Below are 16,461 nucleotides of genomic sequence, written 5' to 3' on the forward strand. Positions count from 1 at the left end.
TCCACCCTTCAAACAATCTGTTTCATGTTTTTGTTATCTCTGTTACAAATAGATTGTAACATCATTCACAAACTCTAACTACAGCGGAAACCGTTTTCACTTTGGCGATATTGTGACAATATTCACATTCATTTGGAACACCTTCATTTTCTGTACTACCCTCATCCAAACACAAAAAAACAAATCATCGTTGCCCCACAAACCGAAAGAAAATTAACCGCATCATTTCCGAGAAAACGCCATCCCGACACGTAACTCGTCGGCACGTCATGATGTATTTTTTGCTCGGTCAACTTTCCACAAACAGCACAACGAAACGTTCGTTGGACGGTCGCACCAAGTAGCGTATCAATCATACTACCAGTTAATCCAATCACCCATAATAAAAGAAGAAGCGTGATGCTTAAGTCAATGAAAACAAGAGAGGATATGACAATCAACAATGCACCAAACATCGACATGACGGTACCGAATGTCGAGACGGCCCCACTCGTTCCCGGTTCGACTCGCTTAAAGGTAAACATGAACCGAGGTTTCCGCTTCGAGAGGACACCAAATTCAGATCCCCACGTATCGCTCGTCGCTGCCGCGATGGACACGACATACATATAGAGGTAGACCGGATCATTTGTAAACTGATAACCGAGTGCACATAAAATCCCGACCCCACCGTTAGCCAACACTTGCATGGCATCACGAGCCCCCGTCTTCTCGACAATCTCATCTACCCCTTCTTTATCGCGAGAGCGATATTTCGAAGCGAGAGAAGAAGTCGAAAAAAACACCCCAAGCAAGTATAGACCGAACCATCCGAAGGAGAATCCAATCGCCGTACCGGTCACTATCGTCAACAGTGCCCCAGAACGAGTCAACGAGCGTAACCGATAACCGAGATAGGCGACGAAACAAGTTACAGCGAATATGGCGAACACTGAATCATCTCCTTCTCTGTCACGATCCATTGAACGGGTAGGTCGTGCGGCTCAGTTGGTACTTGATCGACAATCTGAACGGTATATGCCAAAGCAAGTGTTCTACCTTTATAGGTTTTTAAATAGCGATCATAATAGCCCCCACCCCAACCGATGCGATAACCGGTTCGATCGAAAACACGCCCCGGAACAAGACAAAGGTCGATCACTTGCGTAGTCGCTGGAGTGGTCGGCTCTAAAATATTCATGACTCCCTCTTCCAAATCATCAAATGAATGAATGATGTGAAACGTAAGTCCCCGCTCCGTTACTTTCGGGACGCAGACCGTTTTTCCTTCTTTAAAGGCCATATGAATAATCGGGGACGTATCAATTTCTAGAGGGAGTGACAACGTTAGCGCGATTGTTTGACTTTCAATCCATAAGTCCGAGGCAAATAATGATTGGTGAATGACTTCGTCCGCATGATGTCGATCCGCCATTTGTTTGATGTATTGATGAATCGTGCGCCGGAGCGCTGTTTTCTCTTCCACAACGTATTCCTCCTTACAAAAAAAGCCGCCACATATGTGACGGCCGGTCCCTCATTACTTCACTTCGCGGTAAAGCGTGTGACGACGGAGACGTGGGTTGTATTTGCGCAACTCGAGGCGCTCAGGGTTGTTACGTTTGTTTTTCTTCGTGATGTACGTGCGATCGCCTGTTTCTGTGCAAGCTAATGTAATTTTAACGCGCATTTCTTTCACTCCCATCTTAATGATGTTGTATCAAGTGCTTTTGCTTTACAGTCTAAGCATACTCAATTATCCTACCAAGTTTCTTGTGAAAAAGCAAGGTTATTTCACGTTCTTTTTCATTGATTCCTGTCCATATGGAGAAGTCTCTATAGGTAGGCATGTGTTGACGTTCTCGCTCACCTTATACCATTGTTTCAGGTCGTGAATCGAGATCTCTTCACCGACATAAACGCGTTCTGATGCAGAAAACACGCTGTTTTCGATTCGATGGATTGCATCGAACAAACCACCGTGACCATGCGGATTGCGAGTCGCTTCAAAGGACAACATAGTTGAGTATAACGGAATCGCAAGGGATTGCGCAAGTTCTCTTGCAGCAGGAATTGTCATCCAATCGAAGTGATGAATCACTTTGAAGGAAACACGTTTCGAAAGTTCATGTACTAGTTTTACATAGGCGATATTTTGTGTAGCCACCTGGTTCATAACATGCTCTAAAAATGGGCTAGTTGGGCGAACACGATACACATGTATGTTTCCTTGACGTTCATACTCAGGCAACTCGTCATGATATGGCGTTAATACATAGACGACTTCGCCATCGTCCGCTCTCGCCTCGATTTCATCGACGACCCGTCTTCCGAGTCCCCCTACGATATGACCGTGATATTCAGGCGTGAGTACTAAAATAGCTGATTTTTCATCTTCGCGCTCGATTGTCACATAGTAATCGTGAGGAGATAAGAACGAATCAATATCGATGTCTTCGTCTTGAAGGAATGGATATGCAGCATAATGATCATGTAGCAACTGTTCCGATACTCCATCCTGATAGAGTGCCGTTTCAAGTTCTGCAAAGAGTCGTGTGTGTTCACGGAACCGTTCGGCGGCATATTGCGCCGTCGTTTGCCCATCCAAGATGAACGCCCAGTCACTCGACACAGCCAATACGTAATGACGGATTAATTGTTTCAAGGCGCGATTCGTCGCTTCCGATTGATTACGATAGTCGGCCACATCTTTTACGAGTTGCATCTCCATCATGTGCAAATGACGAAGCATCCACTCATTTCTTTCGTTAATCCAAACTTCACCATAACCTTTACGCCCCCATGTATTCATCGACACGTGGACCGTCTGTAAATCTTTAAAGTGACGTTCAAGGAAGAGCGCTGGCGTGATGGTTTCAATTCCAAATTCAGCAAGTCTCTCTGCTACTTTCCCAAGAAACTCTGGCCCCTCAAACCACCAGTGACCGAACAACTCCGCATCGAACGGAGCCGTGACTAAAAATGGTGGGAATGTCTGAGCACCGTGCGCTTCAAGATGTGATTCTAACGTTTTGGCAAAATCGGTCGCATGGTTTTCAATTTGATGTTCCGCCCATTCGCGCACGTAGAAATCCTTTTGATCCGTATCACCCGTAATCCGGTGCATTTTTAAACCCGTATCAAAACGAATTCCTTCCGGATGCATGAAGGACTGGATATAGTCCCAGTCCCGATCGTATGCCAAATCGCGGTAAAACTCACGATAATCCGGATGGCCTGGATATCCGATCATCGAACTCCAAATTTTACCTGAAATGATTTGATCCCGAGGGAACAACGCGACGCCATGTGGTGAATAAACAGGGGCTCCAATTCCTTTCTCTGGCGTCGGATCTGCGTCGAGAAGAGCATGTTCATCGACAAATGTGTAGCGAATTCCTTCTTCATAAAGAATCCGATCAACTCCTGGTGTATAAGCACACTCTGGTAACCAGATGCCTGTTGGACGGAACCCATAATGACGTTCGAAACAGTTCAAACCTGTGCGAATCTCAGCGCGCGCCGCCTGTTCCGTGAAGAGATGTGGATTAAAGCCATGGGTTGCCGTACATGTCACCATGTCAATATAACCTGCCTCACGATATGTACGGAACGCCTCATTCAAATTTTTATTCCAATGAAGGAACGTATTTTTTAAATCGTGGTATCGTTGACGATAAAAATGTAACGTCGCTGTTTCTTCATCTGTTCGGTCCTCAGACAATTCGAGGGCAATCAATTCGAGCATATCGTCTAAGTGCTCCACATAGCGATCCTGAATGAGAGGATCGGCAAGCATTTCAACGACAGGTGGGGAAATACTAACCGTCCAATGCAAGGGACGCTTCAAGCGATCGACTTGCCATAGAATCGGAAGATATGTCTCAGAGATGGCCTCGTAAACCCATCTTTCTTCTAAACGGTGTTTCTCTTCATGCCTAACGTACGGTAAATGAGCATGAAGGACGAGTGAAAAGTACCCAGGTTTCATAATAAAAAGTCCTCCTTAACGCACGAGTCGGTATGCTGCATATTTTGGTAACGTATCAAGTAGTTCTGGAGAATCAACTTCCCCGTATTGCCAACGTCGGACCGGTTCTGCGAATCGTCCGACTCCTACTGGTTCTGCCCGCGGCGTATCAAGCGGATTTGATGCGACGATTGGGAGAAACTCCCCTTCCATCGTCCGAATCCCAAATTCAAACACATATGTCGTATTCGGGTCGAGAGGGCGAACGAACCAGCTGTTCGTCATTTCAGGAAGATCGAATGTATAGGAGCGGTTTGCGTGACCGCTATTGTAATCAAGTAACGTAACATCAAGGATGCGAAACGCCTTCGGCAATTCTTCCCAGCGTCGCATAAATTGAAGCGCTAACGTTTCTTTCACGAGATCAGATACTTCCCAGCATACATACACTGAGTTTGGAGACTGTACGACCGCATGCATAAAGTCCACGTTGTACCGATCGGGTAGCTTCCAGTATCCATCCGGACCCTTTTCAAGAAGTGGAGAAGTCGACACGTTGGCCGTCTCTTTCGCTGATGCCACTTGTTTGCGTGAGGTCGTCACCGACGTCTTCGCTTTCTTCGTTTCACGCTTTTGTTTCACAGGGGCAACCGCCTCCACTTCCTGTTGCTGATTTCTCCATTTCCGCCATGCGTATTGGACTTTGCCAATCGGGACGTCTAATTCTGCCGCAATCTGTTTTAACGTAAGACCTTGTTGTTTCAAGGACACGATTTTCTCTTCCATCTCTATATGGCTCCCTTCATGTAAAAATCCATGTAGACTATTATTCGCTCCTTGAGTTTGTATTCCTGCCCAAAAAAATAAAGAACAACAGCACTGTTGTTCTTTACCACTAATCTTATTGATTCAAATCATAATGTTTCCCTTTTTCGAGAAAAATTAAATGTTCTCCGAAGTTCGTCACATGATCGCCCATCCGTTCGAGGTATCGAGCGATGTTCGAGAATTCGTATACATCGTTCGTCCCAACCGTCATGGCCGGGAGAGAACCGATATATTGTTTAATCACCGTTAGGTTGATGTCATCAATCACGCGGTCCATCTCATTGAGTTCACGTACACGGCTCACTTCACCTTTGCGATAGGCACGTGTCGCTAGTTCAAGCATGTCAATCAACTGCTCAGCCATCTTCTTGAGTGGTTGAATGTCGAGAACATAGGGAACGTGCTCGATTCGTGTCACCGCTTTTGCGATATTTGTCGCATAGTCCGCAATGCGTTCAAGATCTGTCGCTGATTTCATCGTCACAATCAGACGTCGCAAGTCAGTCGCGACTGGCTGCTGTTTTGCAATCAACAGGATCGCTTCATCGTTGATTGTCAACTCCAACTCATCTAACTCGTTGTCGTTCTCAATCACCGTTTTAGCCAATTCAAGATCGTGTTTTTCTAACACTTCGATTGCCGTCGCCGTTTGACGCATCGTCAAGTTTGCCAATCGAACAACTTTATCTTCTAATTCAGTTAACTTCGTATCAAAAAATGTGCGGTTTTGTGCCATCAATCCAGTCTCCTCCTTAACCGAAACGGCCAGAAATATAGTCTTCCGTCCGTTTGTCAGATGGATTCGAGAAAATCTTATCTGTAACATCGAACTCGACAACTTCTCCATTTAAAAAGAATGCTGTTTTATCCGAAACACGGGCAGCTTGTTGCATGTTATGTGTCACGATGATGATTGAATACTGTTCTTTCAACTCTTGTACCAATTCTTCCACTTTTAGTGTAGAGATCGGGTCAAGGGCAGACGTCGGTTCGTCCATTAAGATGACATCCGGTTCAATCGCTAACGTACGCGCGATACAGAGACGTTGTTGTTGTCCACCTGAAAGTCCGTACGCATTCTCATTCAATCGATCTTTTACTTCATCCCAGATTGCCGCACCACGTAATGAACGCTCGACAATTTCATCGAGTACTTTTTTATTTTTGATTCCGTGCGTCCGCGGTCCATATGCTACATTGTCATAGACCGATTTTGGGAATGGGTTCGGTTGTTGGAATACCATCCCGACCGAGGTACGCAAATCTTCCACCTTGTATCCGCGATCGAAGATGTTACGACCATGGTATAAAATTTCACCGTTCGTCCGAACCGATGGCACGAGTTCGACCATCCGATTTAACGTCTTGATGAACGTTGATTTTCCGCACCCAGATGGTCCGATGATCGCCGTGACTTCATTCTTTTTAATATCGAGGTTGACGTCAATCAAAGCCTGGTCTTCTCCGTACCACAAGTTCAAATTGTTGACGACATAGGCGCTATCTTTTTTCATCTCAGTCGTTGTCGGTTCTGTCGTAGTTGTGTTCACGTTTTGATCTCCTTTGTTGAGCTCTTGTTGTTTCATCATCTCGAGCTTCCTCCTCATTCATCTGCAAAAAAGACTTAGTGTCGATTTGTATATTTGTTTCGAATATAGATTGCAACCGAGTTCATCGCGATGAGCATCGTCATAAGTACGATGATCCCTGCTGCCGCTAAGTTTTGGAACTCTGCTTGTGGTCGGCTCGTCCAGTTGTAAATCTGAATCGGGAGGGCCGTGAAGTCAGAGAAAATGTTACTCGGTGTTGTTGAAATGAATGTTGCCGCTCCGACCATGATGAGTGGAGCCGTTTCACCAATCGCCCGGGAAACCGCTAGGATAATTCCCGTGATGATTCCTGGTAACGCCGAAGGTAACACGACGTTAAATGTCGTCTGCCACTTAGATGCCCCGAGTGCTAGCGAAGCGTGTCGTAATTCCATTTTGACTGCTCGTAGCGCTTCCTGTGAGGCCACGATGACAATCGGCAAACTCATGAGACCGAGCGTCAAGGCGCCAGCCATAACCGAGTTCCCTAATTCCATGACTCGAACGAAAATCGTCAATCCAAGTAATCCGAATACGATTGACGGAACGCCTGCCAAGTTCGAAATGTTGACTTCAATAAACGAAGTCATGCGATTTTTCGGAGCGTATTCTTCCAAGTAAATTGCCGCTCCAACACCGATGACAAACACCATCGGTACGATCAATAGCATGAGCCATAACGACCCAATCAACGCAGGATATAATCCAGCCTGTTCAGGACGGCGCGACGGGAAGTTGCGCAAGAAATCGAGATCGACCCATCCTGCGCCCTTTGACACGATGTCATAAATCAACGTCGATAAGACAACGAGCGCAAAGACAAGTCCCGCCAAAAAGATGTACTTAAATATTTCATTCAATTGTAAACGTCGTTTAATTCGTTGAGACACGGTCTCACGATTCATCAAGTTCTTCGTATTCTTGAACTCACTGTTCGGTAAAGCCATATTAGTACTCCTCTCTGAAGCGGCGCGTCACCCAGTTTGCGAATAAGTTCATCAATAGGGTAAAGACGAACAACAACGCACCGACCGCATAGATACTGTAATATTCGATTGTGCCGTAACCTGCATCACCTTTGGCGATTTGAACGATATACGCTGTCATCGTCTGAATCGCATTGAGCGGGTTGAACTCGAAGTTCGGCTGTGAACCACCAGCGATGGTTACAATCATCGTCTCCCCAATCGCACGGCTCATTCCGAGAACGATAGAGGCGATGATTCCAGACGTCGCAGCAGGCATGACAACTTTCGTTGCCACCTCAAGACGTGTCGCACCTAAACCGAGTGCACCGTCCCGAATTTTCTTCGGAACAGCACTCATTGCATCCTCAGAAATCGAGGCAATCATCGGGATAATCATAATCCCGACGACAATCCCTGGGCTTAGTGCATTGTAAATTTGAAGTCCTGGGATGAGTGCTTGCAGAATCGGTGTAATGAATGACAAGGCGAAGAAACCGAATACGATGGTCGGCACACCGGCCAACACTTCTAGAATTGGTTTCAATACACGTCGTGCCCGTTCAGAGGCGTATTCACTTAAATAAATCGCAGACGCCAAACCGAGTGGGACGGCTACAATCATCGCAATCACAGTAATTTGGAGTGTTCCCATGACAAGGGCCCATACCCCGAAGCGCTGATCTGCACTAAGCGGGTACCATTCTGTCGATCCTAAAAATTCTGCGACAGGGACTCGTTCAAAGAACTTGAATAGCTCAAAGCCTAGTGTGAACGCAATACCAATGGTCGTGACGACCGATACGAATGCGCTCAAGAATAATAAGAACGGCATGATTTTATCAAACACGTTCGTCGTACTATATTTCTTTTGTTTATTTTGTTGAATCATCTCTCGAATCGAAAGCTTATTGTTCGGTTCATTCATCTCGTGTATCGCTCCCTACCTCTTCATACTAGAAAGCATGGCGAGAAGGCGAGACCGTGTCTCACCTTCTGCCACCTATCATCTTATTCTCCAGCGATTTCGTCGATCATCTTCATGTTTTCGTCGTAACGCGCTTGTTCCATACCGACATATCCTACTTCTTCAGAAAGCGCAGCAGCGTTCTCATTCATGAAGCGTGCGAATTCCGCAACTTGCTCTTTGTCTTTCAACGAAGCGTTGTTGACGTACGTGTAGATTTCACGTGAGAGTGGATAAGAAAGGTCATTGATTGTTTCTGGAGTTGGCTCTACACCCTCGACTGCCATGGCACGAAGCGTGTCTTGGTTTTCGATGTAGTATGCATATCCGAAGAATCCGATTGCACCTTCTGTTCCAGCTACACCCGTGACGAGGACGTTGTCATCCTCAGACAATTGTGCGTCTTCACGAATGTCCGTATCGTCAAGGACGGCTTCATTGAAGAAGTCAAATGTACCTGAGTCTTTACCTGGTGCGAAGAATGAAATCTCCTCATCTGGCCAGTCAGAGCGAACGTCTTTCCATGTTTTTACGCTTGTGTCCGTCCACATCTTATTCAATTCTTCAATCGTGATATCTTGTGCCCAATCGTTCGCTGGGTTAACAACAAGCGAAAGTCCATCAAGTGCAACCGAGAGTTGCGTGAATTCCACACCGTTTTTCTCAGCTTCGGCTGCTTCTTCTTCTTTGATTTCACGTGATGCGTTCGAGAAGTCTGTCTCTCCCGTCACGAAACGTTTGAAGCCACCACCCGTACCAGAGACACCGACTGTCACTTCAACTTCTGGTTGTTCAGCTGAAAATTCTTCTGCGACTGCTTCCATGATTGGGAATACAGTTGATGATCCATCCATGACGACTTTTCCTGAGAGCGCATCGCCGCCTTCAGCAGCGCCACCTTCTTCATTGTTCCCACAAGCAGCACCTACGAGTGCGACTGAAGTGATTGAAGCGAGTAAAGCTGATTTTTTCATCCAAGACATTTGTGACGTCCTCCTTGAGTTTGCTTTGATTTTTGTTGTGGATTTGTTGTTCTGTCCTACAATTAATATCCTAATGAACTTCTATTAACGAGAAATAAACGGAACGTAAAAGAATTGTAAAGACAAAAAAAGAAGTCACCGAAGTGACTTCTTTTACTGAAGCATTGCATTGACGTCTTCTAGATTAAAGTAAGCTTTCATGATGTCGTGCGCGACACGCGTATTGATTCCTTCCGCCTCAAGTCCAGGCATGATGATCGCCCAAGCGATTTCCGGATCATCGAACGGTGCCCAACCGACATGGTTTGAGTTCAATGTCTTAATCGGTTCTCCGTTCGCATTTCGTTTCGCCTGACCGTCTGCCCCTTCCGCGATTGCTTGAGCAGTTCCGGTTTTACCTGCAGCCGTCATACCGGTCTGCTGTAAAATGCGAGACGAACCGGACGCAGATTCAACCCCTTGACGATATCCTTCACGGACACGTTGAATGTATTCATCCTGGATATCGACTTTATTCAACGCATTCGGTTGGAACGTGCTCACGACTTGCTTATTGTTCTCATCAAGCGAACCCGGCTCAATGATTTCTTTCAGCAAGTGTGGTTGTACACGATAGCCACCGTTCGCCAATGCTGACGTATATTGCGCCAATTGAATCGGAGTATAAGAAATATACTGTCCGATCGACATATCCATCAGAAGCGTGACGCGGTCCGGGATGCTACGGAATCCGGTCGACTCAAACGGCAAGTCGATCCCTGTTTCGATTCCGAGACCGAATTGTTTATAGTAGTGTTCCATCGTTTCGAACGCCTGCGTGACATTTTCCCCGACAATTTGACCTGTCGAGTAATAATCAGCCAGACGCAAAGCAATTTGGAACATATAGATATTCGATGACATCGCGAGTGCATCTAAGTCGTTGATGTTCCCCATATTCCGGTAGGAAGCTTTCACTGACGAACCAATCCGAATCGGAGCATCATAAATATACTCTCCCGGTTTCACGACGCCTTCTTCGAATCCATAGGCGACCGTCGCCCCTTTGATGGTTGATCCGATTTGGCTGGCGCGAAGAACCGTTCCGGTCGATACATCCTTGAATTCGTTCGTTTCCAAATCGAGTTCTTGTCCAGATAAGGCGAGCAATTCACCCGTTTGTGGATTCATGACGACAGCGAATGCCCGGTCGAAATGAGGACTTCCAGAGCGCCCTGCGCGAATCGCCTTTTTCAAGATCTCATCGATTTCTTTTTGGAACTCGATGTCGGTCGATAAGACGATGTCTTTCCCTGGATTCCCACTCACTCGTGTCGGTTCACCGACCGGCTCCCCTTTATACGTCGTGAACACATCATAGGCCGGCGTTCCCCGAAGGACGTCTTCATACTGTTGTTCCAAGTAGGAGGTACCAACCCGGTCGTTCAACCCGTAACCCTTCGCCTGATAAGATGCACGTTGTTCCGCCGGAATTTGACGATAACTTCCTAGGAAACTCTTGAACGTCTCATCATACGGATAATCCCGTTGATAGTAAGGTTCGACACTCACTCCAGGCAACTGCTCTAAGTTCTCTTCGATGACCGCCATCTCTTTCGGGCTTGCACCGATTTTGATGACCTGTGGGTCGAGTGCATAGCCACTCTCCATATTGTGTTTAATGGCGATGATTTCTTCTGTCGCATCATCAAAAGTGATCTCTTCTTCGGTGATTGAATCGAGCAAAAGCCGGTCCACGTCTTGGTTAGACAATGCGGCCCGCTCCTCTTCCGATAATTCTTCCAATAACCCTTGAGTCCGTTCTTGCGCCAATTCCGGATTCGTTGCAATCCAGTAATCCTTTCGGTCTCGCTCCGTCATTTTACGGTCTTCTTTTGGAATGTCGACGATTTCCGCCAATTTTTTCGCTACGTCTAAACGTTCATCCGTCTTTGTCACTTGAGAGCGGCGATACATGACCGAGTAGTTTGAAATCGTATCCGCCAGCACTTGACCGTTCCGGTCGTAGATTTTACCTCGCGGCACTTCATATTTAATTTTACTCGACTCCGTTTTCTGTACTTCCCGAGCAATCAGTTCACCATTCACGATTTGTACGACACCCAATCGAAAAATGAGGGTCGCAAATAGAATGAAGACGATGAAAAATAGTAAATTTAAGCGTAACGGTAAGTGGTTTCGCCGTTTTTTCGGCACTTTTACCCGATTTTTTGCCAAGTCCGTTTACTCCCTCCACGTTCATTTCCTTCTATATTATAGAGGACAGGAATCCCTGTCGTTTTGTCCGATTTTCACTATATCATAATTTGTTTACAAATTAATGAAAACCACAAAAAAACCCGAGATTCGTATAAGAACCCCGGGTAAGACCAGCTTATTTTGCGTCAGCGTATAATTTCGCCACATAATCCCAATCGATGACATGGAAGAATGCGTTGATATAGTCAGGACGACGGTTTTGGTAGTTCAAGTAGTAAGCATGTTCCCATACATCAAGACCGAGGATTGGCGTAACACCTTCCATGATTGGTGAGTCTTGGTTTGGTGTAGACGTGACTTCGAGTTTCCCGTTCTTCACGACGAGCCAAGCCCATCCTGAACCGAAACGAGTCGTTGCAGCTTTCGTGAATTCGTCTTTGAACGCATCAAAGCTACCGAAAGACTCATCGATTGCCGCAGCGAGATCGCCAGACGGTGTGCCGTTCTCATTTTTCTTCAAGAGCTTCCAGAAGAACGAGTGGTTCCAATGACCGCCACCGTTGTTGCGGACAGCTGTTTGAATGTCAGCAGGAAGCGAATCGATTTTTTGAAGCAAGTCTTCGAGTGAAGAGTACTCCACATCTTTTCCTTCGAGTGCATTGTTTACGTTTGTGACGTAAGTGTTGTGGTGTTTCGTGTGGTGGATTTCCATCGTGCGTGCATCAATGTGTGGTTCGAGTGCATCATATGCGTAATCAAGTTGTGGTAATTCAAATTTAGCCATTACTAAAATCCCCCTTAAAAGTGTTTTGAACAACGTTCGTCTTAAATGTAACAGATATGTGACGGTCGACTCAATTGTAATGCTTTATTCGACATCTTCTTCTGGCAATGCCCAAACTGAAATCGACCCCGCCGACACTTTAAATACCCCAAATCCTTCTTCATCAATCTCAATTCGATCATCCAACGTATTCGTTAAATCGACCCATGTTTCACCGGCACGTTCTTCCCCGACAAACATTCTCTTTTCAGATTCATCAGAAGTTGAAATGAGGACGGCACATCCGGAACGTTCGATTTCCTCCACACCTTTTCGTACCCACCCGATGACGTTTGCATCATCAAAGTAATCATCCTGCTCCCCGTACGCTTTCTCTCGGCGCGCATATAGAAGCGTATCAATGGCGAGCTTCATCCCATCAGTCGGGTGAGGACCGTCTATACCGTAGTAATCGCCATAGAAGACACATGGATAACCATCTTTACGAAGTAAGACAAGACCATAGGCGATTTGCTTGAACCAATCTTTCACCCATGACTCAAGCGCCTCCTCGGGTTGTGAATCGTGATTATCTACGAACGTCACGGAATGAAGCGGGTGTGACTGAACGAGCGTATCATCAAAAATGGTTCGCATGTCAAACGCGGCCCCTTCCTCCGAGGCTTGATGTAATTTGTAATGGAGCGGGACATCGAATAAATCGACATGGTAATCGATATTATCGAGAAATTCACGACAGGCATCAAGGTCAGATTTCCAAAACTCGCCGACAAAATAGAATTGGTCACCTTTCTCTTCCCGCATCGTCTGACTGAACTCTTTTACAAAGTCATAGTTGATGTGTTTAATGGCGTCAAGACGGAATCCATCACATTTCGTCTCCTCGATGAACCATTTCCCCCAATTCAACACTTCTTCACGCACATCGGGATGGTGGTAATCGATGTTCGCAAACATTAAATAGTCATAGACACCGAATTCATCGTCGACGTTATCATTCCATCTTTTGTTTTCTCCGACAATAAAGAAAATACCGGAACGATCAGTCGCCGCATCATAATCCGTTCCGTTAAAGTGCGTGAAGTCCCATTTGAATGAAGAGTATTTCCCATCACGAGCTTCGTAATCAAATTTTGTCCATCCCTCGATTTCGAACGCTTCATCTGAAAGGACTTTCGTACGGTCGTCGGGATCTACTTCTAACACTTCAAACTTCTCGGTCGCATCCGCCCCGGCTTTATGGTTCATGACGACATCCATATAAATCTGCATCCCGAGTTCTTGTTGGCAATAGGCTGTCGCTTCAAGTAGTTCTTTTTTCGTACCGTATTTCGTGGCAATCGATCCTTTTTGATCGAACTCACCCAAATCATATAAGTCATAGATTCCATAACCGGTATCTTGATCACTTTGCCCTTTTGTGACAGGTGGTAGCCAAAGTGCAGTTATTCCTGCTTTATTTAAGTCGGCTGCTCTCTCTTTTAGTCGCTTCCAATGCTTTTGATCTGCCTCGACATGCCATTCAAAAAATTGCATCATGGTGTGGTTTCGTTCCATTTTGTCCGCCTCGTTTCATATTTTTCAAAAAACAAAATGCTAACGAGTATTTACCCAGCAATTTTAGATTGAAAACAAAAAAGCGACGTTCACATTGTGACGTCGCTTACGAATGGACCCTGTAGGACTTGAACCTACGACCGGACGGTTATGAGCCGTCTGCTCTAACCAGCTGAGCTAAGGGTCCTTATAAATAGCGGCGGAGGGAGTCGAACCCACGACCTCACGGGTATGAACCGTACGCTCTAGCCAGCTGAGCTACACCGCCATGTTGTTATACAGTAATAATATACTGAATATGTCTTGGAGTGTCAAGGAGTATTCCTTGCCGAATAAGAAAAAGCACCCCAAATTTCATTTGGAGTGCTTCTGATTTATACGGTTACTTCGTTTGCATCTTCAAGTGTGATTTCCGTGATGTTCATAGCATGGTCACCGATTCGCTCCAAGTTCGAGAGCATATCGACGAAGAACATACCTGCTTGTCCATCGCAAGCACCTGTGTTCAAACGAACGACGTGGTTCTTACGGAATTGACGCTCGAGCATGTCGAGTTTCGCTTCCATTTCAATGACTTTACGTGCTTCAATCATGTCACCGCTCCCCAACGTCTGAAGAGATTTCTCTAACGTCGCACGTGTGAGGTCGTACATTTCAGTCAATTCTTTTTGTGCATCTGTCGAAAGCGTCACTTTCGTAGCTGTCTTATAATCAATCAACTCGATGATGTTCTCAACGTGATCACCGATTCGCTCGATATCGTTGATGGCATGCATGAGTGTTTTGTGTTCTTGTGATTCTTGTTCTGTCAAATCAACGGCAGCCAATTTCACGAGGTAATCTGTAATTTTCGCATTCAACGAGTTCAATGCTTCTTCGATATGTGCCGACTTTTCAGCGTGCTTCTTGTCGCCAGTCGTCAAATAGTTGCGTGCTTCATCGAGACCGAGTTTTGCGAAATCTCCCATGCGGATGACTTCGTATTTCGCTTGCTCGACTGCAATCGATGGTGACTGTTGAATGAAGATCGGGTCTAAATGTTGTGCTTTCGTATCGACGATTGAGTCTTCACCAGGAACCAACTTCGTCACGATCCAAGCAATCGTTCCGATGAACCAGAACTGGATGAAAGTGTTGACGACGTTAAACGTACCGTGTGCGAATGCGATTTGCATCTTATCTTCAATCGCCAAGAGTTCTGTGATCCAATAGATATAGTTTGTGAACGGAACTAACAAGATCATAAAGATTGTCGTACCGATCAAGTTAAAGATGACGTGTGCCGCTGCTGCACGACGTGCGGCAACTGATGCACCAATCGATGCCAAAATCGCTGTGATCGTTGTTCCGATGTTATCTCCGAACAATACCGGTAAAGCAGCACCTAAATCGATGGAACCACCAGCATATAGCTCTTGCAAGATTCCGATCGTCGCAGACGATGATTGAACAATCACGGTAAATACTGTACCAACGATGACACCGAGGAACGGGTTGTCACTCATTGATTGCGTCAAGTCGATGAAATATTCACTTGAACGAAGTGGTTTCATCCCACTTCCCATTAATTCAAGTCCATAGAACAACATCCCGAAGCCAAAGAAAATTTGACCAAGGTGTTGTAATTTTTCTTTTTTAAAGAAGAACAACAATACTGCACCGATTGCAATGATTGGAAGCGCATATGCACCAACATCGAATCCGATGATGAACGCCGTCACCGTCGTCCCGATGTTCGCCCCCATGATGACCCCGATTGCTTGACGGAGTGTCATGAACCCGGCGCTAACAAGTCCGACCGTAATGACGGTTGTACCTGAAGATGATTGAATCAATACAGTAACGATAATCCCGGCGAGTACCCCAAGGAATGGATTCGTTGTATACTTATCAAGGATGTCTCGCAGGCGATTCCCTGCAGACTTTTGGAGTCCGTCTCCCATCGATTTGATCCCGAAGAGGAAGATCCCTAGACCTCCAAAAAACATGAATAACATTTCTTGCAAATTGTATTCCACGATTTTTGTACTCCTTTTAATTAAGAATTGGTTGGATTTGCTTGGTTTTTAATGCCCTACTCATTATGCCTTCATCGGTAGTATCATGTAAACACGTTTAATGTAAAAGTTTTATTAAAACACTGTACCATTTCATGCATCTTATTGACTTCTGTAATATAACAGATTGGAGTTTTTAGTATGTTGTCCACTATTTTGAAGTTCCTTCGAACAAGTCTTTTCCCATCTAAGCAAGTATTGCGTCTTCGTTTAGCCCCGCTCCATGCCTATATGGGAGCCACTCTCGTGTTGACGCTTCTGATCACTGTCTTGGACTTTATTGTGATTCGTCCTGATTTTTTCGTTCCGATGTGGCTATTCTTACACGGATTCGCCATTTTCTTTTTCTATTTACTTTGGGTCGCCATCATGGCTTTATACGTTCAGTTGGTTACAAAAGTCTACTCGAAAAACATGTGGGCCTACCGTCAAGCTTGGCCATATGCCGTGGCGATGACATTCGTCCCTACCGTTATATTAGTGGTGTTGTACCACATGAACCCGTCTCTTATATGGATTGGTTTCATCATTGGACTCGGATATATCACCTACCCTTTAACGAAAGTGCCAAAAAAAAAATAAC

15 protein-coding genes and 2 tRNA genes are annotated in these 16,461 nt (G+C 45.5%); 1 reads left to right on the plus strand and 16 read right to left on the minus strand.

All coding sequences use genetic code 11. The features are described from left to right. Positions 1-161 precede the first annotated feature (161 nt). From GVY43_RS05210 to GVY43_RS05285, 16 genes are all read right to left on the minus strand, one after another. Positions 162-932, minus strand: coding sequence for a DUF92 domain-containing protein (locus GVY43_RS05210; RefSeq protein ID WP_159562475.1), 771 nt, complete (start codon positions 930-932; stop codon positions 162-164). Further along, positions 911-1,465, minus strand: coding sequence for a 5-formyltetrahydrofolate cyclo-ligase (locus GVY43_RS05215; protein WP_159562476.1), 555 nt, complete (start codon positions 1,463-1,465; stop codon positions 911-913). The genes GVY43_RS05210 and GVY43_RS05215 overlap by 22 nt, the downstream gene beginning before the upstream one ends. A gap of 54 nt (positions 1,466-1,519) precedes the next feature. Further along, positions 1,520-1,684 (minus strand): 50S ribosomal protein L33, encoded by a 165-nt coding sequence (gene rpmG, locus GVY43_RS05220; protein WP_255313299.1) that lies wholly within the window; start codon positions 1,682-1,684, stop codon positions 1,520-1,522. Positions 1,685-1,768: 84 nt separating this feature from the next. Next, a complete protein-coding gene (locus tag GVY43_RS05225) occupies positions 1,769-3,970 on the minus strand; it encodes a 1,4-alpha-glucan branching protein domain-containing protein (RefSeq protein ID WP_159562477.1) in 2,202 nt (733 codons plus the stop codon). A 15-nt stretch (positions 3,971-3,985) separates the two neighbouring features. Then, positions 3,986-4,735, minus strand: coding sequence for a DUF4912 domain-containing protein (locus GVY43_RS05230; protein ID WP_159562478.1), 750 nt, complete (start codon positions 4,733-4,735; stop codon positions 3,986-3,988). A gap of 115 nt (positions 4,736-4,850) precedes the next feature. After that, positions 4,851-5,513, minus strand: a complete 663-nt coding sequence (gene phoU / locus GVY43_RS05235) for a phosphate signaling complex protein PhoU (protein ID WP_147536519.1) — start codon at positions 5,511-5,513, stop codon at positions 4,851-4,853. Between the two features lie 16 nt (positions 5,514-5,529). After that, positions 5,530-6,291, minus strand: a complete 762-nt coding sequence (gene pstB, locus GVY43_RS05240) for a phosphate ABC transporter ATP-binding protein PstB (RefSeq protein ID WP_224862754.1) — start codon at positions 6,289-6,291, stop codon at positions 5,530-5,532. Between the two features lie 110 nt (positions 6,292-6,401). Next, positions 6,402-7,313, minus strand: a complete 912-nt coding sequence (pstA, locus tag GVY43_RS05245) for a phosphate ABC transporter permease PstA (RefSeq protein ID WP_159562479.1) — start codon at positions 7,311-7,313, stop codon at positions 6,402-6,404. A gap of 1 nt (position 7,314) precedes the next feature. Beyond that, entirely contained in the window at positions 7,315-8,259 is a 945-nt protein-coding gene (pstC, locus tag GVY43_RS05250; protein WP_012726614.1) for a phosphate ABC transporter permease subunit PstC, read from the minus strand. 83 nt (positions 8,260-8,342) lie between these two features. Next, on the minus strand, positions 8,343-9,281 hold the full coding sequence (locus GVY43_RS05255) for a PstS family phosphate ABC transporter substrate-binding protein (protein ID WP_159562480.1): 939 nt from the start codon (positions 9,279-9,281) through the stop codon (positions 8,343-8,345). A 153-nt stretch (positions 9,282-9,434) separates the two neighbouring features. Further along, positions 9,435-11,498, minus strand: coding sequence for a penicillin-binding protein 2 (locus tag GVY43_RS05260; RefSeq protein WP_159562481.1), 2,064 nt, complete (start codon positions 11,496-11,498; stop codon positions 9,435-9,437). 157 nt (positions 11,499-11,655) lie between these two features. Continuing rightward, positions 11,656-12,264, minus strand: a complete 609-nt coding sequence (locus tag GVY43_RS05265; RefSeq protein ID WP_074033338.1) for a superoxide dismutase — start codon at positions 12,262-12,264, stop codon at positions 11,656-11,658. 84 nt (positions 12,265-12,348) lie between these two features. After that, complete coding sequence (locus tag GVY43_RS05270) at positions 12,349-13,821, minus strand: alpha-amylase (protein WP_159562482.1); 1,473 nt, start codon at positions 13,819-13,821, stop codon at positions 12,349-12,351. Between the two features lie 113 nt (positions 13,822-13,934). Continuing rightward, positions 13,935-14,008, minus strand: a tRNA-Ile gene (locus GVY43_RS05275). A gap of 7 nt (positions 14,009-14,015) precedes the next feature. Further along, a tRNA-Met gene (locus GVY43_RS05280) sits at positions 14,016-14,089 on the minus strand. 106 nt (positions 14,090-14,195) lie between these two features. Beyond that, complete coding sequence (locus GVY43_RS05285) at positions 14,196-15,839, minus strand: Na/Pi cotransporter family protein (protein WP_159562483.1); 1,644 nt, start codon at positions 15,837-15,839, stop codon at positions 14,196-14,198. 180 nt (positions 15,840-16,019) lie between these two features. On the opposite strand from GVY43_RS05285, the gene GVY43_RS05290 reads away from it, so the two are divergent. Continuing rightward, positions 16,020-16,460, plus strand: a complete 441-nt coding sequence (locus tag GVY43_RS05290) for a hypothetical protein (RefSeq protein ID WP_031423270.1) — start codon at positions 16,020-16,022, stop codon at positions 16,458-16,460. Position 16,461 lies beyond the last annotated feature (1 nt).

Origin of the sequence: Exiguobacterium sp. 8H, from assembly GCF_902506255.1 — a bacterium.
Classification (GTDB): Bacteria; Bacillota; Bacilli; order Exiguobacteriales; family Exiguobacteriaceae; genus Exiguobacterium; species Exiguobacterium profundum.